Genomic DNA, 25,930 nt, shown 5'->3' on the forward strand with positions numbered 1-25,930 from the left:
CGAGAAGGCCGAAGCGGCCGAAACGGCTAGTGGCCGGTGTTCTCGCGGGCGTGGGTCACAGCGTCGGCGACGATGTGGGCGATGTGGTCGTCTGTCAGCGCGTACGCGATCTCCCGCCCCCGGCGCGAACCCCGCACGACCCCCGCGCCGCGCAGGACGCGCAGGTGCTGGGAGACGAGCGGCTGCGGGGCGCCGAGGGTGTCGACGAGCTCGTGGACACAGCGGGGGCCGCCGGCGAGTTCGGTCACGATGCGGATGCGGAGCGGGGCGGCGAGGGCACGCAACAGCTCGCCGGCCGCTTCGTAACCCTCAATGCTCGACATGTGCGCAACGGTAACCGTTGTCAGTAACCATGGTCCACACGGTCGAGCACCACCTCAGGTGTCGTGCGTTCCGGTGCGGACGAGCGAGGTCTGGTACGGCGGCGGACCGCGCGCCACGTGGAAACACCGACGGTGGCGGTGAAGAATCCGGCGATCGCGAGGAGGACCACGGTCGCGCCGGGGCCGGTGTCGGCGACCGTCGAGATCCAGATGCCGCCGCCGGAGACGGTCAGGCCGATCAGGACCGCGACGAGCATCGTCATCCTGAAGCCGCGCGTGAGCTGCTGCGCGGTGGCGACCGGCACCACCATGAGGGCGCTGACCAGCAGCAGGCCGACGGCCCGCATGGCGACGGTGACGGTGACCGCGGTCGTGACGGCGAGGATGAGGTTGAGGGCGCGGACGGGCAGGCCGGACACCCGGGCGTACTCCTCGTCGTGGCAGACGGCGAAGAGCCACGGGCGGAGCAGGACGGCGACGGCGAGCACCGCGCAGCCGAGGATGAGCATCACCGCCAGGTCCTGGCGGCTCGTCGTCAGCGGTGAGCCGAAGAGGTACGTGACGAGACTGCGGTTGCTCTGCTCATCCGACAGGTTCACGAGGATCACGCCGCCGGAGATGCCGCCGTAGAACAGCATGGCGAGGGCGACGTCGCCGGAGGTCTTGCCGCGTTCGCGGACGAGCTCGATGACGACGGCGCCGAGCGCGGCCGCGACGACCGCCATCAGCACCGGCGACTGGTGCAGGAGCAGGCCGAACCCGACACCGGTGAGCGCCACGTGGCCGAGGCCGTCGCCGATGAGCGACAGCCGCCGCTGGACGAGGTAGATGCCGATCGCGGGGGCCGAGGCGCCGGTGATCAGCGCGCCGACGAGGGCTCTGATCATGAAGTCGTACTGGAAGATGCTCATGCCGTCACCTCCGCCGCGCTCCGGTGCCGGCCTGAGCTGAACCTGCGCTCATGATGAGCGGCTCCTCCGCTGCGCTCCGGACCGCTCATGCGCTGCCCAGCAGTCCTGGCGCCTCGACGGCGGCGTGGGGGTGGACGTGGTCGTGGCCGGGTTCGGCGTGGTGGCCGGCCGGCTCCGGGGGCGCGCCGTCGTGGATGATCTCGCCGTGGTGCACGACGACCGCGCGGGTGATCAGGGGGCGCAGGGGGCCGAGCTCGTGGGCCACGAAGACCACGGTGCCGCCCTGGTCGACGAAGTGGTGCAGGCAGGCGGCGAACGCCTCCTGGCTGGCGGCGTCGACGCCGGCCGTCGGCTCGTCCAGGACCAGCAGCTCGGGTGCGCCGGCGAGGGCGCGGGCGATGAGGACCCGCTGCTGCTGCCCGCCGGAGAGCACGGACACGGGCTCGCGGGCGCGGTCGGCGAGGCCGACGGCGGTCAGGGCCTCCTCGACCGCGCGCTTGTCGGCGCCGGACGGGAAGCGCAGGAAACCCCGCCGCGCGAGGCGGCCCTCGGCGACGACCTCACCGACCGTGGCCGGGACGCCGCTGCCGGCGCCGACGCGCTGCGGGACGTAGCCGAGCCGGTGCCACGAGCGGAACCGCTTGAGCGGGGTGCCGAAGAGGCGGACCTCGCCGTTCGCGAGGGGTACCAGACCCAACGCCGACTTCACCAGGGTGGACTTGCCCGAACCGTTGGCGCCGAGGATCGCCACGACCTCAGCGGGGTCGACCCGCAGCGACACGCCGTCGAGCACAGGTCGCCCGTCGTAGGCGACAACGGCCCGGTCCACCTCAAGTACCACGCTCCCGAGCGTGCCTGATAATGGGAATCGTTGTCAACTTCAGGTGAGCTTCGCGACGGTTGCGATGGGGTACGGCGGTGGTCAGGTGAGCTTCGCGACGGCGAGGAGCACGACGAGCCCCAGGATGGCCAGCCGCATCACCCGTGCCCGCGGCTGGTGCAGCGACCAGGTCTGGGCGAGCAGCCACCCGGCGCCGGCGGCGAGGGCGAGCAGCAGCAGGGCGCCGACCGCGCCGGGCAGGACCAGCGCCACGAACACGAGCACACCGACGCCGAGGAACGCCGTCGTCGGCTTGACCCGTCCCAACCGGGTCAGAACACGCTGGGTCATCTCGGGTGTGCTCCTCGGGTCCGTATGCTCGGCGGCATGCTGGTGGTGACACGGTTCGTGCTGGACGACACCGACGAAGGGTTCGTGGAGCGCGCGCACACCGCGCTCGGCGCCCTCGCGGCCTGCCCAGGGTATCTCCGCGGCCGCCTGGCCCGCGCGTTCGACGACCCGACGCACTGGAGCATCGTCACCGAATGGCAGTCGGTGGGGGCGTACCGGCGGGCGCTGTCGGCCTTCGACGTGAAGATGTACGCCACGCCCCTGCTCGCCCAGTCCCTCGACGAACCGTCCGCGTTCGAGGAGCTCGCCGAGGTCGCCCCCGGCGGCGCGCTCACGGTCACCGCGAGCGACCGGGCGTAGTTGGATACTGTTGGGGCATGATGCCCTCGCCGACCGAGGTGCCGGCGCCGCCACCGGGCCCCGGCGTGGTGACACCGTTCGCGGCGCCGCCCCGCGACCGCGACCTGCGCGGCCTGTGGATCGGTCTCGGCGTCGGCGGGCTGGTGCTCGTGCTGTGCTGCGTCGGCGGTGTCCTCGGCGGCGGCTTCCTGCTCACCGGCCTCGAAGGGGTCGCCCGCTCCCAGCTGGTCAGCGTGGTCGACACCTACCTGACCGCGATGCGGGCGGCCGACTACGAGGCGGCCCGCGGGCAGCTGTGCCCGGAGCAGCAGCGCACGCACACCGTCGCCTGGTACGAGCAGCACTACCGCGGCTCCGAGGTCACCGACTTCATCGTCGACAAGAACGACGTCGACGTGAACCTCGTCCAGGTCCCGGCGACCGTGAAACGCCGCGGCCAGGGTGAGTCGCTGATGACGTTCACCATGCTGCAGCAGACGACCCGGTGGGTGATCTGCGGAGGGGTCGACTGATCGGCCCCGGTGGCACTGCGGATAATCTGGTGCGGCTCGCCCGGGCGTAACCGTACCGTCGATGTGGACGTTGACGGTTTGCCCGTCTTGACCGACCTTTCAGCACCCGACACCCGCCTTGCCGACAGCCAGTCGCCGTGAGGCCGAGGAGGAACCATGGCCGCCGATCGCATCGATTCCGTCGTCAGCCTCGCGAAGCGCCGCGGCTTTGTCTTCCCGTCCAGTGAGATCTACGGGGGCACCCGCTCCGCCTGGGACTACGGCCCCCTCGGCGTCGAGCTCAAGGACAACGTCCGGCGGCAGTGGTGGCGCACCATGGTCCAGCAGCGCGACGACATCGTCGGCCTGGACTCCGCCGTCATCCTCTCCCGGGACGTGTGGGTCGCCTCCGGCCACGTCGACGCGTTCGTCGACCCGCTGACCGAGTGCGCGTCGTGCCACAAGCGCTTCCGTGCCGACCACCTCGAAGAGGCGTTCGTCGAGAAGCACGGCGCGGACAAGCCCTTCGTCCTCGGTGAGATCAACTGCCCCAACTGCGGCAACAAGGGCACGTTCAGCGAGCCGCGCATGTTCAACGGCCTGATGAAGACGTATCTCGGCGCCGTCGAGAACGACGAGGGCCTGCACTACCTGCGGCCCGAGACCGCGCAGGGCATCTTCATCAACTACAAGAACATCGAGGGCGCCGCGCGCAAGAAGCCGCCGTTCGGCATCGCGCAGGTCGGCAAGAGCTTCCGCAACGAGATCACCCCCGGCAACTTCATCTTCCGCACGCGCGAGTTCGAGCAGATGGAGATGGAGTACTTCGTCGAGCCGGGCAAGGACGAGGAGGCCCACGAGTACTGGCTCCAGGAGCGCTGGAACTGGTACCTCGACCTCGGCCTGTCCGCCGACAACCTCCGCTTCTACGAGCACCCGAAGGAGAAGCTGTCGCACTACTCGAAGCGCACCGTCGACATCGAGTACCGCTTCCGCTTCGGTGGCCAGGAGTTCTCCGAGCTCGAAGGCATCGCCAACCGCACCGACTTCGACCTCACCACGCACTCCAAGCACTCCGGCGTCGACCTGTCGTACTTCGACCAGGAGAAGAAGGAACGCTGGGTGCCGTATGTCATCGAGCCGGCCGCCGGTCTCACCCGCGCGGTGCTCGCGTTCCTGCTCGAGGCCTACGACGAGGACGAGGCGCCGAACACCAAGGGCAGCGTCGAGCAGCGCACGGTCATGCGCTTCGACAAGCGGCTGGCGCCGGTCAAGGCGGCCGTGCTGCCGCTGTCCCGCAACGCCGACCTGTCACCGAAGGCCCGTGACCTCGCCAAGCAGCTGCGCAAGCGCTGGACGGTCGACTTCGACGACGCGCAGGGCATCGGTCGCCGGTATCGCCGCCAGGACGAGATCGGCACGCCCTACTGCCTGACCGTCGACTTCGAGACGCTCAACGACAACGCGGTGACGGTCCGCGACCGCGACACCATGACGCAGGAGCGGGTGTCGCTCGACCAGGTCGAGACATACCTGATCGAGCGGCTGCCGGGCTGCTAGGGCGTCTGGAAAAACCCGCCCGGCCGGCCGTTACGGTCGGCGATGAGGCCGGCGAGGGTCGCGAGGGCGATCTCCGCCGGCGTCTTCGAGCCGATGTTCAGGCCGACCGGGCGGTGCACCCTGGCGATCTCGTCCTCGGGCACGTTCAACGCGCGCAGGGCCGCCACGTGCGGGCCGGCGTGCCTCATGTTGCCCATCACGCCGATCCAGCGGGCCGGTGAGTTGAGGGCGTCCCGCAGGACGGCACCCAGCTCCGGCCGGTCGTGGTCGGTGACAACGATGTCGGTGTGCCCGTCGATCTGCGTGTCGGTGAGGTCCGGGTCGGCGAGGGTGACCCGGTAGCCGAGCGTGGTCGCGAACTGCATCAGGTGCGTGGCCACGGGGGTGTCGAACACCGCCACGAGCGCCCTTTCAGCGTCTGTGCTCATGCGCTTCGCCGAACTGTCATACCTGGACGGTAGCCTCCAGGCGTGACGATGACGTCTTCGCCGCCCACCAGCACCGACGCCGCCCGACGACGGCGGCGGCGGCGGATCGGCTCGGTCGAGGTGCTCGCCGCGCTGCTCGTGGTGGTGGTGCTGTTTCGCGGACCCCTCACCGAGTCGCTGTCGGCGCCCGCGCTGCAGACCTGGCTGACGGTCTTCGTGTCCGTGATGACCCAGGCGATCCCGTTCCTGGTGTTCGGGGTCGTGCTGTCGGGGATCATCGCGGTGTTCGTGCCGCCGTCGTTCTTCGCCAAAGCACTGCCGAAGCATCCGGCGCTCGCCGTGCCGACCGCGAGCGTCGCCGGGGTCGTGCTGCCCGGCTGTGAGTGCGCGTCCGTGCCGGTCGCCGGTGCCCTGGTCCGCCGCGGCGTGACCCCCGCGGCCGCGTTCGCGTTCCTGCTCGCCTCGCCCGCGGTCAACCCGATCGTGCTGGTCTCGACCGCGGTCGCGTTCCCCGGCCAGCCGCGGGTCGTGATCGCCCGGGCCCTGGCCAGCCTCGTCGTCGCGTGCCTGATGGGCTGGCTGTGGCAGGCGTTCGGCAAGGGCAGCTGGCTCAGGATGCCGTCGCGGGCGCACCTCGACGGGATGGACAAATGGCCGGCGTTCTGGGCCAGCGTCCGGCACGACGTGCTGCACGCCGGCGGGTTCCTGGTCATCGGCGCAGCCGCCGCCGCCGTCATCGGCGTGGTCGTGCCGAAGTCGTGGCTGGCGCACCTCGCCGCCGACCCGGTGATCGCGGTCCTGGTGCTGGGCCTGCTCGCCGTGCTGCTGTCCATCTGCTCCGAGGCCGACGCGTTCGTCGCCGCGTCGCTGACCCAGTTCTCCATGACCGCCCGGCTGGCGTTCATGGTCGTCGGTCCGATGATCGACCTGAAGCTCTTCGCCATGCAGGCCGGCATCTTCGGGCGCGGGTTCGCGCTGCGGTTCGCGCCGGCGACGTTCGTGCTCGCGATCGGGGTGGCCGCAGTGGTCGGGACGGTGCTGTTGTGAACAGGCAGGCGCAGGCGGTCATTCTGCTGCTCGTCGGGGGCGCGGTGCTGCGGGCCAGCCTCACCGATCAGTACCTCAACTACGTCAAGGCGGGGCTCCAGCCGTATCTGATCCTCGCCGGGGCGATTCTGGTCGTCGCCGGGCTCTTCTCGCTCTGGTATGAGCTGCGCCCCACCAGGCCGGCAACGGCCGGTGGTCCCGCAGTGGCCGGTGGTCCGGCGGTGGCCGGGGCCGGCGGCGGTGATGGTCCGGCCGTGGCCGGTGGGTCTGCGGTCGTGGGCATGGACGGCGGCGGCTCGCCCGGGCACGCCGGTCATGGGGCGGCCGTGCATGGTGACGACGGGCACGGGGCTGTCACGCATGGGGCTGACGGTCATGGGGCTGACGGTCATGGGGCTGCCGGGCACGGGGACGACGGGCACGGGGACGACGACGGGCATGGGCACGGGCCTGGCGGGCCGAAGGTCGCCTGGCTGCTGCTCGCGCCGGTGCTCGGGCTGTTGCTGGTGGCGCCGCCGGCGCTCGGGTCGTATGCGGCAGGCCGGGCCGGGTCGGCGCTGGTGGAGAAGTCCGACTTCGCGCCGCTGCCGGCCGGCGACCCGGTCAAACTGACCATGCTCGACTACGCGTCCAGGGCCGTGTTCGACCGCGGGGTGTCGCTGGGGGAGCGGCGCGTCGAGCTGACCGGGTTCGTGATGCGGGGCCCCGAGGGCACCTGGCTGCTGGCCCGCATGATGCTGAGCTGCTGCGCCGCCGACGCGCGACCGGTGAAGGTCGCCCTCGCCGGGCAGCTGCCCGAAGGACTCCGCGACGAGCAGTGGCTGCGGGTCACCGGCGGTTACACGGGCCGGCAGGTGAAGGACACCGTCAACGGCGAGACCATCCCGTTCATCGAGGTGGCCGAGGTGGCGTTGATCGAGGCGCCCGTCGAGCAGTACGAGTCGTAGCCCCACACCCCGGCGGTGGGCGACCTTTGAGCCCTCCGGCCGGGTCGCGTCCGCGGCGGCCGGCTCGGGTGTCTCCGGCCGTGTCACGCCCGCGATGGCAGACTCGGGTGTCTCCGACCGGGGTTGCGTCCGCGGTGGCTGACCCGGGTGCCTCCGGCCGCGTCACGCCGCGCTGCGGGCGAATCCGGGTCCACCGGTGCTTCCTGAGGATCTCGGTGATGCCGCGCGGGGCGCTGCGGTGCCGTGGCGGTGGGCGGCGAGGTCGGGGATGGTGCGCAGGCCTCGATGAGGGCCCCGTTGCTCACCAAGTTGTGCACGACCCTGAAGGCGCGGATCGAAATCTTGGGTGGCGCCGCCGGTCAAGACGTTGCCACGGATTCGTTTTGTCGTCTTTGTGAGATCTGTTCCGGGGCGAACGCTGCCATGTCGGTGATCGAAGGCGCGTTTTGGTTGCATGGGCGACCGCTGCACGACTTCGATCTGTGCAAGGTCGTGTCTGGCGGATGGTGGTGCGACAAGTCGAAGGATCGCGGGGTCGGGTGCCCGGGGATCCTTTGGGCTGTTGGGGAAGGCGGCGACGTTGCCGCGTGCGTGGCGCTCGGTCCGGTGCTGCCGGTGTCTGGTTCGGCCTTGTTGTCGGCTTGTGCTGTGCCGGGAGTGGATTTTCCTGGTGATCGAAGTCGCTGGCTGGCTGTCCGCGGAGCCGGTGGGCGGCCTCGATCACGGGCGCAAGATCACGCACGGCTCAACATGAGACGGCGCGCTGTTCGGTCCATGATCGAAGTCGCGGACTGGTCGCCCACGGCCAGCGCGTGACCTCCGGGAAGGTCCGCTCTGCGGGGTGGGGTGGAGCAAGGCGTACACAGAGGACTGTCCGGACATTGGTGAGCGTCGGAGCGGGCGATCCCGGCACCTGCCTGTGATCACGGCGACGACGGCGGGGCTGCCGGTGCGAGCGTGGAGGTGCGAGAGTCGAGGGGGTGGAAGCCCGACCGCTGAGGAGGAAACGGTGTCCAAGCGCCCGGCACTGCTGGTGCTCGTCAGGCACGCCGAGTCGGCCCGGAATCAGGCGAAGAAGGGCAGCGTCTACTTCGCCGACGACGCGGCCCGGCAGGTGGTGCGCGGGGTGCCCGACCATCTCATCGACCTGACGGCCGACGGGCACAAGCAGGCGGAGCAGACCGGCCACGCGATCCGGGAGCGGTTCGGGGTCTTCGACTACGTGTACACGAGCGGGTACGCGCGCACCGTGCAGACCGCTGAGGGCATTCTCGGGGCGTACACGTCGCAGGAGCGGGACAGCATGCGGGTGCGGACCAACATCTTCGTGCGGGAGCGTGACCCCGGGTTCGCCTACGACATGACGACCGCCGAGGCGGAGGCGGCGTTCCCGTGGCTGAACGAGTACTGGCACACGTTCGGCGGGTTCATGGCGCGGCCGCCGGGTGGGGAGAGCCTTGCGGACGTGACCGGGCGGGTCCACACGTTTCTCGACACGTTGTTCCGGGACCGGCCGGGGCAGAAGATCATGGTTGTCACGCACGGTGGGACGTTGCGGTGCTTCCGGTTCCTGCTGGAGCGGTGGGGGTATCAGCAGGCGCAGCGCTGGCCGGAGGGGCAGACGCCGGCCAACTGCGGGGTGACGACGTACCGGGTCGCGGCGTCCGGCGAGCAGCTGGAGCTGGAGGACTACAACCGCGTCTACTGGACCGTCGGCTCGGCCAGCGACGGCATCTGACCCCGGCGGAGGGCGCCCCCTCCGGTGGACGGCACGGGTGTACGGTGTGCGCGTCGATGGGGGAAGAACGATGCACATCAGCTTCACGGTCGAGCCGGATCAGGCTCGCGCCCGTCGAGCCATCAAAACCACGATGGGTGGGAAGCTGCTGCGGTTGTACGTCCTCGGTGCCGTCGTCGCCGTGTTCGGGGCGGTCATGTTCGTCAATGACATCCCGTCGGGTGCCGCGCCGCTCGCGCTCGGCGCCGGGCTGTGTTGCTTCCCGTGGCTCGTCTCGCGGGCGGCCGCGCAGGCCAGGACCGGCATCCTCGGCGAGACGGCGACGTATGAGCTGACCGACGTCGACGTGCAGGCGCACACGAGGAGCCTCAACGTGGGGTACCGCTGGGAGTCCGTCCAGGCGGTGCGGGAGACGCCGGAGTTCTGGGTCGTGACGGTCGCCGGGATCAACCCCCTGGTGCTGCCGTGGACGCAGCTGTCGCCCGCCGAGGTCGCCGAGGCCAGGGCGTTCCTGGTCGGCCGCGGCCTGCTCACCGGCAAGCACGAGTCGACGCTGGAACGCTGAAAGACGCTGGAACCGGCGAGGTCAGGAACGGTCGGCCAGCGCCAGGAAGCGGTCCGGTCCGTCGTCGTACCGCACGAGCCGCCAGCCCGCGCGGGCGGCCGCCGCGGTGAGCGGACCCTCGGCGAGGGGCTCGTCGGGGCGCAGGACCCGGCCGTGGCGGGCGGCCAGGGCGGCCCGGCCCGTCGGGTGGAAGAGCACCAGCCGGCCGCCGGCCCGCGTGACCCGGGCGAGCTCGCGGAGCCCGTCGACGGGGTCGGGCAGGTGCATGACGAGCCCGGCGGCGAAGACGGCGTCGACGCTGCCGTCCGCGAACGGCAGCCGGCCCGCGTCGGCGAGGACGAGACCGCCGTTGCCCTTCTCCTGGGCCTTGGCGAGCATCTGCGGCGTGTGGTCCAGCCCGACGACCGTCCCGGCCGGGCCGACCGCGGCGCGCAGCGCGGGCAGGGCCCGGCCGGTGCCGCAGCCGGCGTCGATGACGACCCCGCCCGGCGGGAGGTCCGCGGCGTCGACCGCGGCGGCGTATGCGGGCAGGTCGTCACCGAACTTCGCGTCCCACGTCGCGGCGCGGACCCCGAAGAACGCCCTGGACTCGGTCAGGTGCCAGCGGTGATGCGGCAGGAGCCGGGGGGCCAGGTGCCGGATGACCGGCCAGTCGGGGTCGTGCAGGTCGACGACGACGTCCGCGGTGTCGCCTCGCGTACCGTCGGCCTCGTGCTGGCGCCGTGACGTGCGCAGCCAGACGATCACGTCCCAGCCACCGACCGGCGGGTGCTCGCGTGCAAACGGCCCGTCGGCGACCACGACAGCGGCGTCGGCGGCCGGGGCGTCGCCGGGTGGCCTGGTGCACGGGCGGCCGGCGGCTCGCAGTGCCGCCGCGAGCCGGTCGGCCACCTGGCCGGTCCGCTCGTCGGTGCCGTCGACCACCACCGTCGCGGGCCCTGCCGGGACCGCCGCCACGAGCAGGTCCATGACCTCGTCCCACCGGTCCTGTGTCATCGGTACATCATGCGCAAACCGCCGCCGATCCGTGGACAGCGGGGCACCTGACATCATGGGCCGGTGCGAAAGGTACTGATCATCGGAATCGGCGCGGGCGACCCGGAGCACGTCACCGTGCAGGCGGTCAACGCCATGAACGCGGTCGACGTGTTCCTCGTCCTGGACAAGGGCGACACGACCGCGGACCTGACGGAGGCGCGGCGGGCGATCTGCGAGCGGTTTGCCACTTCCCGGCCGTTCCGGACGGTGGTCATCGCCGACCCGCCCCGCGACCGGACCGCCCCCGACTACGAGGGTGCCGTGCGGGACTGGCGCGACGAGCGGGCCCGGATGATCGAGGAGGCGCTGCTCGCCGAGGCCGAGGACGGGGTCGTGGGCATCCTCGCCTGGGGGGACCCGGCGCTGTACGACGGCACGATCCGCATCCTGGACACGATCGCCGCCCGCGGGAACGTGGCCGTCGATTACGAAGTCATCCCCGGCATCACCAGCGTCCAGGCGCTCACCGCCCGGCACCGGATCATGCTGAACCGGGTCGCCGGGCCGGTCCACATCACCACCGGTCGCCGGCTCGCGGCCGGCTGGCCCGACGGCTGCGACGACGTCGTCGTCATGCTCGACGCGGATCTCGCCTGCCGTGCGTACCGCGACGAGGACGTCGACATCTACTGGGGCGCGTACCTCGGCACCCCCGACGAGCTGCTCGTCGCCGGGCGGCTCGGCAAGGTCATCGACGAGATCGACGCGGTGCGCCGCGAGGCCCGGGCCCGCAAGGGCTGGATCATGGACACGTACCTGCTGCGCCGGGTCTAAGCGGCGCGGTCGCGCCGGGTCTTCACGTGCGCCTGGCCCTGGATCAGGCGCAGGCGGGCCGGTGCCGGCGCCGGAGCGGGATCGTCGAGGCCCGGCGGGCGCCCCAACCGCCACGGCGGGCGCTGCCGGTCGGCGGGCGGGCCGCCGGGGTCGAGGGCGGGCCGGGACAGGGCGACCACGATCGCGTAGCCGGCGAGCACGAACCCGTGGCTCACCAGTCGCGTCGTCTCGACCGCCCCGGCGAGCAGGTCGTTGGCGGACAGCAGCGCGAGCAGCGCCACGAACGCGGTCAGCATCGGCAGCGCGCCCGCGGGGGTGGCCCGCCGGGTCGCGATCCAGGCGAACCCGGCGCCGATCGCCACGTTCCAGGCGGCCGACTCGTGGAACACGTGCCCGGCCTGGTGGACGTGGGCGGTCGCGGCGTTCGCGGCCTGGGCGATGCCGAGCACGAACTGCGCCAGCCCGAACCCGCCGAGCAGCACCCGCAGGGAGCGCGCGAGCCGCGCCCGCCGGCGGACAGCGGGGGCGAAGCCCACCAGGAGCCGGGCAGCCGGGAGCGGCACGCCGGCCAGCGGCCACAGCCGGGCCGCCCTCGTCGCCGTGACCGCCTGCTCCTGCCACCGCCGGCACGCCCCGCACTGCTCCAGGTGCGCGTCGACCAGGGCCGGCGCGACCGCCTCGTCCTCGCCGTCCATCCGCGCGGACAGCGCTTCCCGGCACCGCATGCACTCCACGGACAGGTAGTCGCCGCCGTGGCCGGGGAAGTTCCCGCGTGGCTACGATTACGCCGGACATCGGTCAAGACGTCATCGCGCAGACCGCGCCGTGGGTGTTCGGGGCCGCCGCCGGCGTCGAGGACTGAAATCGGGAACCGCGGCCCGGCTGTCGGGCAAGTACCGGGTGTACTGACCGACAGCCGAGAGGCCTGATGTCCGATGACCAGACCAACCGAGACGGCGGTGGCCACCGAACCGGTGGGCGACGCCGTGATCATCGTGCGGTCCCAGGATGAGCCCGAACTGTTCGCACTGATCTTCCGCCGGCACGCGCCGGTGATCCAGCGGTACGTGACCCGCCGCCTCGGCCCGTCCGTTGCCGAGGACGTCTGCGCCGACGTGTTCCTCGCGGCGTTCCGGCAGCGGCACCGATACGCCGCGGACCGGCTCGACGCCCGGCCGTGGCTGTTCGGCATCGCCACCAACCTGATCGGCCGGCAGCGCCGCGCCGAGATCCGGGCCCTGAGAGCTCTGGAACGCACCGGCGTCGACCCGGTGACGGAGGGGTTCGAGGTGCACAGCGATGCCCGGCTGGGTGCGGACGCCGTCAACCGGCGGCTCGCCGCGGCACTGGCGGGCCTGCGTCCCGGCTACCGCGACGCGCTGCTGCTGGTGGCGTGGGGAGACCTCACGTACGAGGAGATCGCGGTCGCGCTCGGCGTGCCCGTGGGAACGGTGCGGTCCCGGGTGAACCGGGCTCGAAGCAGGATGCGCGCGGCACTCGGCGGGGCGGATCCGACGTCCATCCAGGAGGACCTGTGAACGACATGCGACAACTCCGCGAGTTCCGCGGTGAGGTGCCGGAACTTTCCGGCGAGGAACTGACCGGGGCCGAACGGTCCTTCGTGACGATGCTGCGCACCGAGCGGGCCGTGCGGCCCAGGTCGCGGCGGCCGCTCCTGGCCGTCACGGGTCTCGCCACGGCCGCGGCCGGGGTGGCCGTGGCGGTGCTGCTGACCACGACGACCCCGGCGAAGCCCCCGGCGGGGGTTGCTGCCGGCCCGTCGTCGACCGCTCCGGCGGTCACGCTGAAGCCGGTCTCCGTGGCCGAGGTGCTCGACCTGGCCGCGGCCGCCGCCCCCGGGGTCACGCCCGGGCCGGGGCAGTTCGTGGTCACCGAGTCCGTCGTGCAGGACCAGATGTTCTTCGGCGACGACGGCCGGTACCTGTACCGGGCGAAGCGCACCACCTGGATCTCCTCCGACAACACGAAGAAGGGTGCGATCCGGTCCGAGAACCTGGAGCCGCTGCCGTTCCCGGGGCGGGCCGTCCCCACGGGCGCGCCGGCCGCCGGCTCGGTCGACGAGCACATGCTCTGCCCCGTGAAGGGCGACGTCGCCAGGCAGGACTACGCGTACTACGCCACCCTGCCGGCCGACGCGCAGGGCATGCTGACCTACTTCAGGAAGTTCCCCGGCGGCGGCGCCGACAAGAACTACTACGCGTGGAAGGCCGGCACCGAGCTGGCCGGCGCCGCAATGCCCATGGCCCAGCACAAGGCCGTGTTCCAGGCGTTGAAGCTCGTCCCCGGCGCCCAGCTGGTCGGCGACGCGCAGGACGCCGCCGGGCGTGCAGGCGTCGCGGTCGGTTATGTGTACAACGGCCTGCGCTTCGAGCTGATCTTCGACCCGGTCACGTTCGGGTACCTCGGCTCGCGGTCCGTCGTGGTCGACGCGGCCCAGGCCGGGGCGCCGGCCGGCACCCAGCTGGCGGCGACCGCCCAGCTGTCGGTGACGGTGTCGGACCAGGCGCCGGCGGTGAAGCCCGGCCCGAAGCAGCAAACCTGCGGGTAGCACGAGGGTGGGACGGGTGCGGACATATCGACTAACCTGAGCGTCACCGCGACGCCGTGACACGAGGGGGAGTTCGTTGTGACCGGACAGGACCGGATCGACACATCGATGCCGCACCCGGCCCGCCGCTACAACTACTGGCTCGGTGGCAAGGACCACTTCGCCGCCGACCGGGCCTCCGGCGACGAGATCGCCGCCGCGTTCCCGACGGTGCGCACGGCGGTCCTCGCGAACCGGGCCTTCCTCCGCCGGGCCGTGCGGTTCCTGGCGGAGGAGGCCGGCGTCCGCCAGTTCCTCGACATCGGCACCGGCCTGCCCGTCCCCGACAACACCCACGAGCTCGCCCAGCGCGTCGACCCGACGTCCCGCGTCGTCTACGTCGACAACGACCCGATCGTGCTCACCCACGCGCGGGCGCTGCTCACCGGCGCACCCGAGGGCAGGACCGCGTACCTGGAGGCGGACCTGCGCGACCCGGCCGCCATCCTGCGGCACCCCGACCTGCGCGCCACCCTCGACCTGGACCGCCCCGTCGCCCTGCTGCTGGTGGCGATCCTGCACTTCATCCACACCGACGAGGCCGCCCTGCCGATCGTGCGGACCCTGCTGTCCGCGCTGCCGTCCGGCAGCTACCTGGTCGCCACGAACGCCACCGTCGACTTCGCCGACGAGGCGGGCGCCGCGGCGTACCGGGCGATGTTCGCCGCCGGCCGCACCGACGGCTACGCCCGCAGCGCGGCGCAGTTCGGCGCCTTCTTCGAGGGCCTGGACCTGGTGCCGCCGGGCATCGTCGCGGTCTGCGACTGGCGCGACGCCTACCCGGACGCCACGCCCGCTGACGTCGCCATGTACGCGGCGGTGGGCCGCAAGCCATGACCGCCCGCTTCGGCCCTGTCGAGCGGCTCGCCGTCCTGTCCGACGTGCACGCCAACGTCCCGGCCCTGGAGGCCGTCCTCGCCGAGCCGGACGTCGCCGCCGCCGATCTCGTCGTCTTCTGCGGCGATCTCACCTGGGGGCCCGAGCCCGCCCGCACCGCCGACCTGGTCCGTGCCCTGGGCCCGCGCGCCGTGTTCGTCCGCGGCAACGCCGACCGGGCCGTGGTCGAACTCGCCGCCGGCACCCGCCCCGCCGCCACCCCGCGGGAGGCGTGGATGCTCGGCCTGCACCCGGCACCCGTGGTGGAGTTCCTCGCCGGCTTCCACTTCACCGTGGTCGTCGACGTCACCGGCCTCGGCGCCGTCCGCTGCTGCCACGGCTCGCCGCGCGCCGACACCGAACTCGTCACCCCGGCCACCCCCGCTGCGCGGCTGGCCGCCCTGAGCGCGGACGTGCCGGAGCGGATCCTCGTCGGCGGCCACACCCACCTGCAGTTCGACCGCCGCGCCGGCGACCTGCGCAGCGTCAACCCGGGCAGCGTCGGCCTGCCGTACCACGACAGCACCCCGGGCACGGCCTACTGGGCACTGCTCGGCCCGGACGTGGCGCTGCGCCGCACCCGCTACGACGTCGCCGCGGCCATCGCCGCGACGGTCGCCGCCGGCGACCCGAAGGCCGACGTGATCACGGGGCTGCTGACCGCCCCGCCGTCGGTGGCCGAACTGACCGCCGACGCCGAGCGCCTCGAGTTCTCCGACTGACGGTCCGTGATCACCGGGCCTGCGCGGCGACGAAGTCGCGGACGCTGGTGGCGGGCCGCCCGGTGACGGCCTCGACGTCGTGGGTCAGCCGGTCGTAGCGGTTGTCGTGGTGCAGCCGCGCCATGGTGGCGAGGTGCTCCTGCAGGTGCGCGGGCAGCCCGAGCGGCGCCAGCTCCTCGTCGATCCACTGCCGCAGCGGCACGTCGACGTACGTGACCGGCCGGCCCAGCGCGGCGGAGAACTCCGCCGCCGTCGCGGTCATGTCCTGCGACCTCGGCCCGGTGAGCTCGTAGACCTTCCCGACATGCGGCGCCGGGTCGGCCAGCACGTCGGCCACCACCTCGGCGACGTCATCGGCCGCGACGGGTGCGGTGCGCCCGGAGCCGAACGGCAGCCGGATCGTGCCGCTGCCGGCGATCGAACCGGCCGCGAACGTCGTGAAGAGCGGGTTCTCGAGGAAGACGGTCGGCCGGACCTGGACGACCGGCAGGCCCGACCAGTCGAGCACCTGCTCGGCGAGCCAGTGCAGGCGCTGCTGCTTCGACTCGGCGGTGCTGGTCAGCGTCATCTGCGAGACGGTCATCTGCGACATGTTGACCAGCGCCGCGAGGTCACCCTGCGCCCGGGCGGCCGCGGCCACGGTGGCGGTTGCCTGCAGGTACCGCGGCGACACGCTCATCCCGAAGTACATGCGCCGGCACCCGGCCAGGGCCCGCACGACGTCACCCGCCTGCGTGAGGTCCCCGACCACGACCTCGGCTCCGGCGGCCCGCAGCACCTCGGTCCGGTCGTCCTCGTGGTGCACGAACGCCCGCACCGGCACGCCGCGCTGCCGCAGCAGCTCCACCACCGTCCGCCCGACCGATCCCACGCCCCCGCCCGCCCCGGTGACGAGCACGGGCGACTCGGCTTCCGTCATGTACGCAATGCTCGGCGCGCCCTGCCCGGCCGGCGACACCCGCCCGGGGGGACCCGTTCACGCCGCGCGCCTGGTCAGCCGGTCGGCCGTCCGCCACCGCACCGGCAGGGCGGCAAGGGTCCGGACGGTGGCGTTCAGCGACCACGTCAGGTCCGTCTCGTCGACGGCGAGCGTCAGCCCGGGCAGGCGCAGCGCCGCGCGGATGCCCGCGGCGATCACCGCCCGGGCCAGCGGCGCGCCGATGCAGTGGTGCGTGCCGTAGCCGAACGTCATGTGCTGCCCGCCCGGCCGGTCCGGGTCCCGGTTCGCCATGCCGAGGGCCACCACGACCCGGTCGCCCGGGTGCAGGTTGACGCCGCCGACGTGGACCGGGGCGGTCACCGCCCGCGTCATGCCGAACCCGACGGCCGGAACCTTGCGGGCGGCCTCCTCCACGAACGCGGTCAGCGCCGCGGGCGAGGCGGTGACCCGGGCCCGGCGGGCGTCGTCGAGCAGGAGCCACAGCAGCGAGTTGGCCAGCTGCGCGGCGCTCAATGCGTGCCCGTCGAAGAACAGCGACGCGGAGAGCGCCAGCCGGTCGGCGGCGTCCAGGCCGAGGTCGCCGTCGCGCAGTTCGCGGAGCAGGCCCGCCGGCGGGTCGGCCTCGTCGGCGAACAGCGCGGCGACCCCGTCGAGCAGCAGCACCTCGGCCTCGGCCAGTTCCACCGGTTGGGCCCGCGCGATCCGGCACAGGGACAGCTCGCGCAGCACCGGCCGGTGCCGCGGCGGCACGCCCAGCACCGCGCACTGCGCGTCGAAGGCGAGCGGCGCCGCGAAGTCGGCCAGGAGGTCGGCGTGGGAGCCGGCCCGGGCGAGATCGTCCGCGAGGGCGGCGGCGGCACGGTCGAGCACCGGGACGAGGCCGGCGACCCGGCGGGCGGAGAACGCGCCCCCGACGAGGGTGCGGACCGTCGTGTGCGCGGGCGGGTCCAGCTCCGTGATCGACATGCGCAGCGCGGGCCCGGGCGGGTGCTCGGGGTCGGTCAGGGCGGCCCGGCTCAGCGCGGCGTCGCGCAGCACCTGCTGGGCCTCGCGGTAGCCGGTGACGAGCCAGTCCCGGTGCCCGCCGGTGCGGGGGAGCGGCACGACCGGCCGCTCCCCCGCACCGGCGGGCACCGGCGTGTCACCGATCAGGTGCCGGGGCGTCGCGGCGTGGACGAACGCGGCCCCGCCCCGCCCGGTGCAGCCGCTGATCACCGCGGGACTCGGCGGCGCCGGGTCGGCGGCCGGAGCGCCGGCAGCGCCGCCAGCGCCGGCAGCGCCGGCAGGGCAGCCGGCCCTTGCCGGTGTCCGGACGACCAGCGCCAGGACGAGGAACGCCGCCGCGATGACGACCAGCGCGGCGAGGGCCGTGCGCAGGTCCGTCGAGCCGGCGAGCCGGCCGACCGACGCAGGGCCGAGGTGCAGTCCGACGCCGGCGAGCGCGACGGCGGCGCCGAGGGTACGGGCCTGGTCGGGTCCCGGGACCTGGCGGGCGACGAGGGTGTAGACCATCGGCGTCGCCACCGAGACCGCCCCGCCCACGACGGCGATCCCGGCCAGGGCGACCGGGACGGAACCGGCCGTGGCCAGCACGGCCAGCCCCGCGCCGGAGACGAGCCCGGACCCGGCGAGCAGCGCCCGCTCCGGCAGCAGCCTGGTGAGTTCGTGGCCCGCGAGCCGGCCGAGTGCCATCGCGCCGGCGAACACCCCCGGCGCGGTCCCGGCCAGGCCGGCCGGCGCGCCCAGCTCGCCGGTGAGCAGCACTGCGCTCCACTGCTGGACCCCGCTCTCGATCACCATCGCCAGCGCCCCGACGGCGCACAGGACCAGGACCGGCCAGGTGAGCCGGCGCCGGCCGGCGGTCACGGGCGGCGCGGCCGGCACGGACGGCATGGGTGGCGCGGCGGCGGGGAACGGGCGGACGGCGACCGGCAGCACCCCGGCGCTCACGGCGAGGGCGACGACGAGCGGTGACACCCCGGCGGTCACCGCGGCCCCGCCGGCGAGGCTCCCGGCGAGCAGCGCCCCGCTGAACGCGGCGTGGGACCGGCTCATCGTCCGGCGGCCGGGCACGCTCTCGGTGTGCGCGGCGAGCCCGACGGCGGCGACGTTACAGGCGCCCGTGCCGACGCCGAACAGCACGACGGCGGCCAGCAGCAGCCCCGGCGGGGCGGCCGGGCCGGCCGTCGCGGCCAGGACCGGCAGCGGGGCCAGGACGGTGAACCCCGGCGACCGCGGCGCGGCCGAGGCGCAGCCCGAACCGCCCCAGCAGCCGCCCGGTGGCGAACATCGCGGGCAGGGTGGCGAGGCCGCCGGCGAGCAGGATCGCGCCGAGCCGCCCGGGGCCGCCCGCCGCGTCGCACAGGACTGGCATCGCGGCCAGATAGGGCGCCCACAGCAGGCCGTACAGGGCGAACGTGGGCACCGGCCGGGCCTGGGCGGTCATGCCGCACCGCCGGCCACCCCGATGCTGGTTGTCGAGAACATGCCCATTCCTCCCCGGACGACGCTTGGCGACCACGTGCTGCGGAGGTCGCCGAGACATCGACGTTGACGAAACCATTGATCGGACCGTAACGATCCGGCCGGTCCCGGGGCATCTCGGTGAGTGCGTTGTGCCGGAGTTGGCCGCTCGTATTGACAGCGGCCCGGCGGTCATCCTATGTTTCGCCGAGCATGTCCGTAACCCGTCGATAGGTGCGACCGCCAAACGCACCGCAGGGTGGCCTCCGCCTGCCAGATTGCCGCCAAAGCTCGCGTTCGATGATCGCGATACATCCCATGTATGCCCTGCCTTGATCGTCCGGGATGCGCGACATGCCCGGGGTCTTCGGCGAGCCCTGATTCCTGCGTCATCGGTCTCATGTAGTCCGACAAGGAGCCGCGATGTCCCCCACTGCCTGGCGCCGGGCGCTCATGCCCGTCGTCGCCGCCGCCTCACTCGCCGGCACGCTGTTGTACACCGTCGTCCAGTCCGGGCCCGCCAGCGCCTCGACGACCGACGCCGCGTTCAACTCGAGTTCCGGCACCCTGGATGTGAACTACGGTTCATACCTGTCCAAGCACGACGTGGTCTACAACTCGCCGAACACGAACCCGCTGTACGGCCTGACCGTCGGCAACGGCCGGACCGGCGCGATGGTCTGGAACGCCAACCAGCTCTCGATGCAGGTGTCCGGAGTGGACCTGTCGGAGCAGTCGGCGTACGCGGCCGGCAACGTCAGCCTCACCACGACGCCGGCGATGAACACCGGGTATTCGACGTTCCAGCAGCGCCTGTCGCTGTACGACGGCACGCTGACGACGAAGTACGACACCAACCGCACGGTCACGATCATGGGCTCGCCCAACTCCGAGGTCATGGGCATCCATGTCGACGACACCCGGACGGGCGTCTCGAACATCACCCTCGAGCTGAGCCTGTGGGACCTCAACGCGGTCACCAACTCCGCCGACGTGCCGAACCTGACCACCTGGAAGACCGCGTCGACCTTCGCCGACGCGGGCGGCATCGGCATCTCCCGCGGCCAGGCCGACCCCAACGGATTCGGCTACACCCTGGCGGCGTCGGTGGAGGGTGCTGGGTACACGTCCTCGACGGTCAACGGCACCCGCGTCCGGCTGACCATCACGCCGTCGTCGAGCTACACCATCTGGTTCACGGCCGCGTCGCGGATCAACGCGCCGAACCGGGACTCCGTCACCCAGGCGCGCAACCAGCTCGCCTCGGTGAAGTCCACCGGCTACGGCACCACGTTCACCAACTACAAGAACTGGTGGCACAGCTTCTGGGGCAGGTCGTTCGTGCAGTACGGCGGCAGCAACGACGCCGACTACCTGGAGAACGCCTACTACCTGTCGACCTACATGATCGCCGCCGGTGGGTTCGGCAACTACCCGGTGCACTTCATCAACGGGGTGTTCCGCGCGACGCAGGACAACACCAAGTGGTCCAACGGCTACTGGTACTGGAACCAGCGAGATGTCTACAACTCGTTCCTGGCATCGAACCACACCGACATGATGTCGACGTTCAACCGGCTCTACAGTCGCAACCAGGGCGCGCTGACGTCCTATACGCAGACGCGGTACGGGGTCGGCAACGCGTTGTGGGTGCCCGAGACGATGGGCTGGGACGGCAACGCCCGCGGCACCGTGGGCAGCGACTACGTCAACGACATCTACTCCACCGGCACCGAGGCCGCCTACAACATGTACCTGCAGTACCGGTACACCAACGACACCGCGTATCTGCAGAACACGGTCTACCCGTTCATGCGCGACGTGCTGCGCTTCTACCAGAACCGGTTCCAGCTGCAGAACAACGAGTGGGTCATGCCCAACTCCAACGCGCATGAGACGTACTGGGATGTGAAGAACGCGATCACCGACCTCGCCGCGGTGCGGCTGCTCGCCCCGATCGCCATCCAGGTCGCCACCGACCTCAACGTCGACAGCGGGCTGCGCACGCAGTGGCAGGACCTGGTCAACCGGATGCACCCGTATCAGGTGTCCAACGGCGCCTGGCTGCCGCACGACCCGCCCGCGCCGGCCCAGCAGCGCAACGGCGAGAACGTGTCCGCCGAGCTGATCTGGCCGTACGACCGCACCGGCATCGGCGCGAGCGACTACCAGACCGCGCTCAACACGTGGAACAGCCGGCCGAACCCCTACAGCAACGTGTGGGCCAACGACCACGCCCAGGCGGCCCGGCTGGGCCTCGGTGACCAGACCTTCAACGGCATGAAGACCATGCTGCAGCGCTACCAGAACTACCCCAACGGCATGACCAACAACACCAACGGCGTCTTCGAGTACCTCGGCATCCACCTGGTGGCGATGAACGAGGCGCTGATGCAGAGCTACAACGACAAGATCCGGGTGTTCCCGGCCGCGCCGACGTTCGGCGGCTTCGTCGGCAAGTTCACGCTGCTGGCCAAGGACGGCTTCCTGGTCTCCTCCGAGCGGGAGGGCGGCGAGGTCAAGTACGTCGGCCTGCGCAGCCTGCACGGCAAGCAGGCCCGGGTGGTCAACCCGTGGGGCACCCAGCAGGTCCGGGTCCGGCGGACCTCCGACAACGCGATCATCACCACCTCGACCGCGTCGGAGATCAGCTTCGCCACCGCGGCGAACACCAACTACGTCGTGGAGCGCACCGCGAAGCTGCTGTCGGCCTACTCGGCGACCACGCTGACCGGCACGCAGAACAACGGCGTGAAGTCGCTGTCCGGCACCGCGTCCACCCTCGGCATCGGCGGCGGCAGCCAGCCCGGCGGTGGCCCGACGTTCTACGGCGACATCAACTACGGCGGTTCGGCGGTCACGCTCGGCGTCGGCGACTACGACCTCGGGCAGTTGCAGGCGGCCGGGATCGCCAACGACAGCGTCTCCTCCATCCGGGTGCCGTCCGGCTGGACCGTCGCCGGGTTCCAGCACAGCGGCTTCGCCGGGACGCAGTGGACGTTCACCGCCGACAACCCGAACATGATCAACACCGGCAACAACGACGCGATCTCCTCGGTGCGCATCACCAGGAGCTAGATCCGCCCGCACCTGGTCGTGGATCGCCGTCCCGGCGGCGATCCACGACCTCCGCCGACGATGAGGTTGCCGACAAGGAGCCGCGATGTCCTCCGCTTCCTGGCGCCGGGTGCTCATCCCCGTCGCCGCCGTCGCCGCGCTGCTGGCCGGCGCGGTGCTGTACGCAGCCGTCCGGTCCGGGCCCGCCGACGCCGGCCCGACGTTCTACGGCGACGTCAACTACGGCGGTTCGGCGGTCACGCTCGGCGCCGGCGACTACGACCTCCCGCGGTTGCGGGCGGCCGGGATCGCCAACGACGGCGTCTCCTCGGTCCGGGTGCCGTCCGGCTGGACCGTCACCGCGTTCCAGCACCGCGGCTTCCTCAGCACGCTGTGGACGTTCACCGCCGACAACCCGGACACGGTCAACACCGGCGGCCGCGACGTGATCTCCTCAATGCGCATCATCCGGACCTAGCGGGCCGCAATACCACCGATGTATGCAGCGGAGATCCGCTCCGATGCCCGTTCAGGCCTCGATCTGGCCGCTATTCATCCGATGAAAGTGTTGACAGCTCGGCTGCCTTCTTGCCACAGTCGTCAACGACGACGGCAATCCACGGCACCCGTCCGCGGACCGTCGTCACCGCAGGTGCGTCGGCGCGCTCCTCCAGCAATGTGAAGGAGTCCGTCGATGCCGAGGCGTCGCGTCCGTTCGCCACCGATGCCACCCGTGCCGGTCCCGCCGCCGGCCGTGTCTGCGCCCGCGTGATCGCCGTGCCCGCCACACCGCACGCGCCGGCCTGTTCCCCGTCACCGCCGCCGGTCACCCCTGGTCCGCGTCCCTGACGCGGCGGTGAGCGCTCGCCGCCATGAGCCGCTCACCCGCGTTCCCGCCGCCACCCCTCCGCCGCACGCCACCGGACCTGCCGGGTCCGGGAAGGAGCGCCGCATGCACGCCCGGTCCCTCGGACATCGAAAAATTTCCAGACAACGATGGGTATATGCCGCCGTCCTGCTGTTGATCGCCTGGGCGGCTACGGTCGTGGCCGAGGCGCCACCGGCCGGGGCGCACACCGTCATCACCGCTGCCGACTGGCAGCAGGTCGAGCTGGCCCGCGGGGTCGCCGAGGTCGGCGAACCCATGACCCTGGCCGTGCTGCCCGACCGTTCGGTGCTGCACACGGCGCGCAACGGCACGCTGCGCCGCACCGACGTCAACGGCACCACGTCGGTCGTCGCGAACATCCCGGTGTACACACACGACGAAGAGGGTCTGCAGGGCGTCGCCGTCGACCCCAACTTCGCCAGCAACCGGTACATCTACTTGTACTACGCCCCGCCGTTGTCGACGCCGGGCGGCGACGCACCGGCCACCGGCACCGCCGCGACCTGGAACACCTGGCGGGGCGTCAACCGGCTGTCCCGGTTCACGCTGAGCACGAGCTGGGCGCTGAGCGGCGAGGCGATGATCATCGAAGTGGCGACCGACCGGGGCATGTGCTGCCACGTCGGCGGTGACATCGACTTCGACGCGGCCGGCAACCTGTTCCTCACGACCGGCGACGACACGAACCCGTTCGACTCCGCCGGCTACGCGCCGATCGACGAGCGGACCGACCGCAACCCGGCGTACGACGCGCAGCGCTCCGCCGGCAACACCAACGACCTGCGCGGCAAGATCCTGCGGATCAGGCCGAACGCGACCGGCGGCGGGTACACGGTGCCGGCCGGCAACCTGTTCGCGCCCGGCACGGCCAACACCCGGCCGGAGATCTACGCGATGGGCTTCCGCAACCCGTTCCGGATGAACGTCGACAAGGCCACCGGCGTCGTCTACGTCGGCGACTACGGGCCGGACGCCGGCACCACCAGCGCCACCCGCGGCCCGAGCGGCCAGGTCGAGTTCGACCGGGTGCCGTCGCCGGGCAACTACGGCTGGCCGTACTGCACCGGCACCAACACCACGAACGAGACGTACAACGAGTGGAACTTCGCCACCAACGCCACCGGGCCGAAGTACAACTGCACGGGCGGCCCGACGAACAACTCGTTCCGCAACACCGGCCAGGGCACGCTGCCGGCCGCGCGCCCGTCGTGGATCCGCTACGCCGGTGACGCCGGTTCGCCGCCGGAGTTCGGCAGCGGGTCCGAGTCGCCGATGGGCGGTCCGGTGTACCGCTACGACGCCGCGAACCCGTCGACGGTGAAGTTCCCGGCCGACTTCGACGGGCACTACTTCGCCGGCGAGTTCGGCCGCCGCTGGATCAAGACCGTGCACGTCAACGGCGACGGTTCGCCGGGCAGCATCATCGGCTTCCCGTGGACCGGCACCCAGGTCATGGACATGGCGTTCGGCCCGGACGGCGCGCTGTACGTGCTGGACTACGGCACCGGCTTCGGCAGCCCGGACTCGTTCTCGGCGCTGTACCGCATCGAGTACATCGGCCGGGGCACCAACCGCGCGCCGATCGCCCGCGCGGCCGGGACCCCGACGTCCGGCCCCGCGCCGCTGACAGTCGCCTTCTCCTCCGCCGGCTCCAGCGACCCGGACGGCAACCCGATCACGTTCTCGTGGGCGTTCGGCGACGGCACGACCTCGACCGCGGCCAACCCGACGAAGACGTACAGCGCCGCCGGCACCTACACGGCCACGCTGACCGTCCGGGACAACGCCAGCCCACCGGCGACGGCGACCGCGAGCGTGCAGATCAGCGTCGGCAACACGGCCCCGACGGTCACCGTCGTCACGCCGGTCAACGGCCAGCTGTTCAACTTCGGCGACACGGTGCCGTACCAGATCCAGGTCACCGACCCGGAGGACGGCACGATCAACTGCAGCCGGGTCCGCATGACCTACCTGCTCGGCCACGACAGCCACGCACACCAGATCACGTCGCAGACCGGCTGCTCGGGCACGATCACGGTGCCGGTCGACGGCGAGCACGACGCCGCCGCGAACGTCTTCGGGGTGTGGGACGCCGAGTACACCGACAACGGCGGCATCACCACGCACAAGCAGAGCATCACCCAGCCGCGACACCGGCAGGCCGAGCACTTCGGGGCGATGTCCGGCGTCGGGCTGTTCGACAAGACGACCGCCGAGGGCGGGCGGACCGTCGGCGACATCCAGAACGGCGAATGGATCAGCTTCACGCCGTACGCGCTGAGCGGCGCGACCTCGTTCACGGCCCGGGTCTCCTCGGGCGGCCCGGGCGGCACCCTGTCGCTGCGCGCCGGCTCGGCCACGGGCACGCTGCTCGGCAGCGCCGCGGTGCCGAACACCGGCAGCTTCGAGACGTTCACGAACGTCACCGGCACCCTGTCCAACCTGCCGGCCGGCACCACCACGCTGTTCCTGGTCTTCACCGGCGGCGCGGGCGCGCTGTTCGACGTGGACGCGTTCACCATCAACAGCGGCGGCCCGCCGCCGTCGAACCTGGCGCTGAACAAACCGGCGACCGCGGACAGCCAGTGCGCGGCGACGGAGGCACCGGCGAAGGCCGTGAACGGCACGGTCAACGGTGGCAACGCCGACAAGTGGTGCTCGGTGGGCGCCACCAAGTGGCTGCAGGTCGACCTGGGCACCAGCCAGTCGGTCAGCCGGGTCGTCGTCCGGCACGCCGGGGCCGGCGGGGAGAACGCCGCGTGGAACACCCGCGACTTCGACATCCAGGTGAGCACCAACGGCACCACCTGGACGACCGTCGCGTCACCACGCGGAAACACCGCGAACGTCACCACCCACACGTTCGCCGCGACGAACGCCCGCTATCTGCGGCTGAACGTCATCGCACCGACCAGCAACACCGACACCGCCGCCCGGATCTACGAGTTCGAGGCCTACGCCAGCTGACGCCTCCGGTGGGCGGGGCTCCGGCCCCGCCCACCGGCCTGCTACGCCCGAAGGG

At 72.0% G+C, this 25,930-nt stretch carries 26 protein-coding genes; 15 read left to right on the forward strand and 11 right to left on the reverse strand.

The features are described from left to right. Window positions 1-26 precede the first annotated feature (26 nt). The 4 genes from ACFPIJ_RS27255 to ACFPIJ_RS27270 form a co-directional block, all read right to left on the reverse strand. Window positions 27-323, reverse strand: coding sequence for an ArsR/SmtB family transcription factor (locus ACFPIJ_RS27255; protein WP_380118667.1), 297 nt, complete (start codon window positions 321-323; stop codon window positions 27-29). A 20-nt stretch (window positions 324-343) separates the two neighbouring features. Continuing rightward, entirely contained in the window at window positions 344-1,234 is an 891-nt protein-coding gene (locus ACFPIJ_RS27260) for a metal ABC transporter permease (protein WP_380118669.1), read from the reverse strand. Window positions 1,235-1,319: 85 nt separating this feature from the next. Next, window positions 1,320-2,075, reverse strand: a complete 756-nt coding sequence (locus ACFPIJ_RS27265) for a metal ABC transporter ATP-binding protein (protein WP_380118672.1) — start codon at window positions 2,073-2,075, stop codon at window positions 1,320-1,322. Window positions 2,076-2,156: 81 nt separating this feature from the next. Beyond that, a complete protein-coding gene (locus tag ACFPIJ_RS27270; RefSeq protein ID WP_380118674.1) occupies window positions 2,157-2,405 on the reverse strand; it encodes a DUF6703 family protein in 249 nt (82 codons plus the stop codon). A gap of 36 nt (window positions 2,406-2,441) precedes the next feature. Between ACFPIJ_RS27270 and ACFPIJ_RS27275 the strand changes: the two genes are divergently transcribed. From ACFPIJ_RS27275 to ACFPIJ_RS27285, 3 genes are all read left to right on the forward strand, one after another. Beyond that, complete coding sequence (locus tag ACFPIJ_RS27275; RefSeq protein WP_380118676.1) at window positions 2,442-2,765, forward strand: antibiotic biosynthesis monooxygenase family protein; 324 nt, start codon at window positions 2,442-2,444, stop codon at window positions 2,763-2,765. A 17-nt stretch (window positions 2,766-2,782) separates the two neighbouring features. Then, window positions 2,783-3,277: an Rv0361 family membrane protein gene (locus ACFPIJ_RS27280; protein ID WP_380118678.1), complete on the forward strand. Its 495-nt coding sequence runs from the start codon at window positions 2,783-2,785 to the stop codon at window positions 3,275-3,277. Window positions 3,278-3,433: 156 nt separating this feature from the next. Further along, on the forward strand, window positions 3,434-4,816 hold the full coding sequence (locus ACFPIJ_RS27285; protein WP_380118680.1) for a glycine--tRNA ligase: 1,383 nt from the start codon (window positions 3,434-3,436) through the stop codon (window positions 4,814-4,816). Here the strand turns inward: ACFPIJ_RS27285 and ACFPIJ_RS27290 are convergent. Beyond that, a complete protein-coding gene (locus ACFPIJ_RS27290; RefSeq protein ID WP_380118682.1) occupies window positions 4,813-5,244 on the reverse strand; it encodes an XdhC family protein in 432 nt (143 codons plus the stop codon). The two genes, ACFPIJ_RS27285 and ACFPIJ_RS27290, sit on opposite strands and share 4 nt — an antisense overlap. Before the next feature lie 48 nt (window positions 5,245-5,292). On the opposite strand from ACFPIJ_RS27290, the gene ACFPIJ_RS27295 reads away from it, so the two are divergent. The 4 genes from ACFPIJ_RS27295 (at window position 5,293) to ACFPIJ_RS27310 (ending at window position 9,541) form a co-directional block, all read left to right on the forward strand. Next, the gene (locus tag ACFPIJ_RS27295; protein ID WP_380119157.1) at window positions 5,293-6,291 is read left to right on the forward strand and encodes a permease; all 999 of its coding nucleotides are present in this window, start codon (window positions 5,293-5,295) and stop codon (window positions 6,289-6,291) included. Beyond that, a complete protein-coding gene (locus ACFPIJ_RS27300) occupies window positions 6,288-7,238 on the forward strand; it encodes a TIGR03943 family putative permease subunit (RefSeq protein WP_380118684.1) in 951 nt (316 codons plus the stop codon). The genes ACFPIJ_RS27295 and ACFPIJ_RS27300 overlap by 4 nt, the downstream gene beginning before the upstream one ends. Window positions 7,239-8,247: 1,009 nt before the next feature. Further along, the gene (locus ACFPIJ_RS27305) at window positions 8,248-8,976 is read left to right on the forward strand and encodes a histidine phosphatase family protein (RefSeq protein ID WP_380118686.1); all 729 of its coding nucleotides are present in this window, start codon (window positions 8,248-8,250) and stop codon (window positions 8,974-8,976) included. A 133-nt stretch (window positions 8,977-9,109) separates the two neighbouring features. Then, window positions 9,110-9,541: a YcxB family protein gene (locus ACFPIJ_RS27310; RefSeq protein WP_380118688.1), complete on the forward strand. Its 432-nt coding sequence runs from the start codon at window positions 9,110-9,112 to the stop codon at window positions 9,539-9,541. A gap of 21 nt (window positions 9,542-9,562) precedes the next feature. On the opposite strand, the gene ACFPIJ_RS27315 is transcribed toward ACFPIJ_RS27310, so the two are convergent. Next, on the reverse strand, window positions 9,563-10,537 hold the full coding sequence (locus tag ACFPIJ_RS27315) for a class I SAM-dependent methyltransferase (protein WP_380118690.1): 975 nt from the start codon (window positions 10,535-10,537) through the stop codon (window positions 9,563-9,565). 63 nt (window positions 10,538-10,600) lie between these two features. On the opposite strand from ACFPIJ_RS27315, the gene cobF reads away from it, so the two are divergent. Continuing rightward, window positions 10,601-11,353 carry a precorrin-6A synthase (deacetylating) gene (gene cobF, locus ACFPIJ_RS27320; protein WP_380118692.1) on the forward strand — a complete coding sequence of 251 codons (753 nt, stop codon included), beginning with the start codon at window positions 10,601-10,603 and terminating at the stop codon, window positions 11,351-11,353. Here the strand turns inward: cobF and ACFPIJ_RS27325 are convergent. Next, window positions 11,350-12,078, reverse strand: coding sequence for a zf-HC2 domain-containing protein (locus ACFPIJ_RS27325; protein WP_380118694.1), 729 nt, complete (start codon window positions 12,076-12,078; stop codon window positions 11,350-11,352). The genes cobF and ACFPIJ_RS27325 overlap by 4 nt on opposite strands. Window positions 12,079-12,288: 210 nt before the next feature. Here ACFPIJ_RS27325 and ACFPIJ_RS27330 point away from each other — a divergent pair, with 210 nt between their 5' ends. The 4 genes from ACFPIJ_RS27330 to ACFPIJ_RS27345 all read left to right on the forward strand — a co-directional run bounded on the left by ACFPIJ_RS27330 (window position 12,289) and on the right by ACFPIJ_RS27345 (window position 15,559). Further along, window positions 12,289-12,891 (forward strand): RNA polymerase sigma factor, encoded by a 603-nt coding sequence (locus ACFPIJ_RS27330; RefSeq protein ID WP_380118696.1) that lies wholly within the window; start codon window positions 12,289-12,291, stop codon window positions 12,889-12,891. A gap of 5 nt (window positions 12,892-12,896) precedes the next feature. Next, entirely contained in the window at window positions 12,897-13,922 is a 1,026-nt protein-coding gene (locus tag ACFPIJ_RS27335; protein WP_380119159.1) for a CU044_5270 family protein, read from the forward strand. A gap of 108 nt (window positions 13,923-14,030) precedes the next feature. Beyond that, window positions 14,031-14,798 (forward strand): SAM-dependent methyltransferase, encoded by a 768-nt coding sequence (locus ACFPIJ_RS27340; protein ID WP_380119161.1) that lies wholly within the window; start codon window positions 14,031-14,033, stop codon window positions 14,796-14,798. Then, on the forward strand, window positions 14,795-15,559 hold the full coding sequence (locus tag ACFPIJ_RS27345) for a metallophosphoesterase family protein (protein WP_380118698.1): 765 nt from the start codon (window positions 14,795-14,797) through the stop codon (window positions 15,557-15,559). Before ACFPIJ_RS27340 ends, ACFPIJ_RS27345 begins: the two co-directional genes overlap by 4 nt. Window positions 15,560-15,569: 10 nt before the next feature. Here the strand turns inward: ACFPIJ_RS27345 and ACFPIJ_RS27350 are convergent, their stop codons facing one another. Genes ACFPIJ_RS27350 through ACFPIJ_RS27360 form a run of 3 tightly spaced genes read right to left on the reverse strand, consistent with a single transcriptional unit; the run spans window position 15,570 to window position 18,945 of the window. Then, complete coding sequence (locus ACFPIJ_RS27350; protein WP_380118700.1) at window positions 15,570-16,478, reverse strand: NAD(P)H-binding protein; 909 nt, start codon at window positions 16,476-16,478, stop codon at window positions 15,570-15,572. 57 nt (window positions 16,479-16,535) lie between these two features. Then, window positions 16,536-18,641, reverse strand: coding sequence for an MFS transporter (locus ACFPIJ_RS27355; RefSeq protein WP_380118703.1), 2,106 nt, complete (start codon window positions 18,639-18,641; stop codon window positions 16,536-16,538). Beyond that, a complete protein-coding gene (locus ACFPIJ_RS27360; RefSeq protein ID WP_380118705.1) occupies window positions 18,610-18,945 on the reverse strand; it encodes a hypothetical protein in 336 nt (111 codons plus the stop codon). The genes ACFPIJ_RS27355 and ACFPIJ_RS27360 overlap by 32 nt, the downstream gene beginning before the upstream one ends. 440 nt (window positions 18,946-19,385) lie before the next feature. Here ACFPIJ_RS27360 and ACFPIJ_RS27365 point away from each other — a divergent pair, with 440 nt between their 5' ends. Together ACFPIJ_RS27365 and ACFPIJ_RS27370 are read left to right on the forward strand one after the other, a co-directional pair. Continuing rightward, window positions 19,386-22,040, forward strand: a complete 2,655-nt coding sequence (locus ACFPIJ_RS27365; RefSeq protein WP_380118708.1) for a glycosyl hydrolase family 95 catalytic domain-containing protein — start codon at window positions 19,386-19,388, stop codon at window positions 22,038-22,040. 85 nt (window positions 22,041-22,125) lie between these two features. Then, on the forward strand, window positions 22,126-22,497 hold the full coding sequence (locus ACFPIJ_RS27370) for a hypothetical protein (protein ID WP_380118710.1): 372 nt from the start codon (window positions 22,126-22,128) through the stop codon (window positions 22,495-22,497). A 70-nt stretch (window positions 22,498-22,567) separates the two neighbouring features. Here the strand turns inward: ACFPIJ_RS27370 and ACFPIJ_RS27375 are convergent, their stop codons facing one another. Then, window positions 22,568-22,849, reverse strand: coding sequence for a hypothetical protein (locus ACFPIJ_RS27375; RefSeq protein WP_380118712.1), 282 nt, complete (start codon window positions 22,847-22,849; stop codon window positions 22,568-22,570). 122 nt (window positions 22,850-22,971) lie between these two features. Between ACFPIJ_RS27375 and ACFPIJ_RS27380 the strand changes: the two genes are divergently transcribed. Beyond that, on the forward strand, window positions 22,972-25,875 hold the full coding sequence (locus ACFPIJ_RS27380) for a PQQ-dependent sugar dehydrogenase (RefSeq protein WP_380118715.1): 2,904 nt from the start codon (window positions 22,972-22,974) through the stop codon (window positions 25,873-25,875). Window positions 25,876-25,930 lie beyond the last annotated feature (55 nt).

The organism is Dactylosporangium cerinum, from assembly GCF_042653625.1.
In the GTDB taxonomy this organism is placed as follows: Bacteria; Actinomycetota; Actinomycetes; order Mycobacteriales; family Micromonosporaceae; genus Dactylosporangium; species Dactylosporangium cerinum.

Excerpts from the sequence above, each read along its gene's own strand:
- ACFPIJ_RS27255 (WP_380118667.1), bottom strand. The coding sequence starts at position 323 with ATGTCGAGCATTGAGGGTTACGAAGCGGCCGGCGAGCTGTTGCGTGCC.
- ACFPIJ_RS27260 (WP_380118669.1), bottom strand. The coding sequence starts at position 1,234 with ATGAGCATCTTCCAGTACGACTTCATGATCAGAGCCCTCGTCGGCGCG.
- ACFPIJ_RS27270 (WP_380118674.1), bottom strand. The coding sequence starts at position 2,405 with ATGACCCAGCGTGTTCTGACCCGGTTGGGACGGGTCAAGCCGACGACG.
- ACFPIJ_RS27275 (WP_380118676.1), top strand. The coding sequence starts at position 2,442 with ATGCTGGTGGTGACACGGTTCGTGCTGGACGACACCGACGAAGGGTTC.
- ACFPIJ_RS27280 (WP_380118678.1), top strand. The coding sequence starts at position 2,783 with ATGATGCCCTCGCCGACCGAGGTGCCGGCGCCGCCACCGGGCCCCGGC.
- ACFPIJ_RS27285 (WP_380118680.1), top strand. The coding sequence starts at position 3,434 with ATGGCCGCCGATCGCATCGATTCCGTCGTCAGCCTCGCGAAGCGCCGC.
- ACFPIJ_RS27290 (WP_380118682.1), bottom strand. The coding sequence starts at position 5,244 with ATGAGCACAGACGCTGAAAGGGCGCTCGTGGCGGTGTTCGACACCCCC.
- ACFPIJ_RS27295 (WP_380119157.1), top strand. The coding sequence starts at position 5,293 with ATGACGTCTTCGCCGCCCACCAGCACCGACGCCGCCCGACGACGGCGG.
- ACFPIJ_RS27310 (WP_380118688.1), top strand. The coding sequence starts at position 9,110 with ATGGGTGGGAAGCTGCTGCGGTTGTACGTCCTCGGTGCCGTCGTCGCC.
- ACFPIJ_RS27315 (WP_380118690.1), bottom strand. The coding sequence starts at position 10,537 with ATGACACAGGACCGGTGGGACGAGGTCATGGACCTGCTCGTGGCGGCG.
- ACFPIJ_RS27325 (WP_380118694.1), bottom strand. The coding sequence starts at position 12,078 with ATGCGGTGCCGGGAAGCGCTGTCCGCGCGGATGGACGGCGAGGACGAG.
- ACFPIJ_RS27330 (WP_380118696.1), top strand. The coding sequence starts at position 12,289 with ATGACCAGACCAACCGAGACGGCGGTGGCCACCGAACCGGTGGGCGAC.
- ACFPIJ_RS27335 (WP_380119159.1), top strand. The coding sequence starts at position 12,897 with ATGCGACAACTCCGCGAGTTCCGCGGTGAGGTGCCGGAACTTTCCGGC.
- ACFPIJ_RS27340 (WP_380119161.1), top strand. The coding sequence starts at position 14,031 with ATGCCGCACCCGGCCCGCCGCTACAACTACTGGCTCGGTGGCAAGGAC.
- ACFPIJ_RS27345 (WP_380118698.1), top strand. The coding sequence starts at position 14,795 with ATGACCGCCCGCTTCGGCCCTGTCGAGCGGCTCGCCGTCCTGTCCGAC.
- ACFPIJ_RS27350 (WP_380118700.1), bottom strand. The coding sequence starts at position 16,478 with ATGACGGAAGCCGAGTCGCCCGTGCTCGTCACCGGGGCGGGCGGGGGC.
- ACFPIJ_RS27360 (WP_380118705.1), bottom strand. The coding sequence starts at position 18,945 with ATGACCGCCCAGGCCCGGCCGGTGCCCACGTTCGCCCTGTACGGCCTG.
- ACFPIJ_RS27365 (WP_380118708.1), top strand. The coding sequence starts at position 19,386 with ATGTCCCCCACTGCCTGGCGCCGGGCGCTCATGCCCGTCGTCGCCGCC.
- ACFPIJ_RS27370 (WP_380118710.1), top strand. The coding sequence starts at position 22,126 with ATGTCCTCCGCTTCCTGGCGCCGGGTGCTCATCCCCGTCGCCGCCGTC.
- ACFPIJ_RS27380 (WP_380118715.1), top strand. The coding sequence starts at position 22,972 with ATGCACGCCCGGTCCCTCGGACATCGAAAAATTTCCAGACAACGATGG.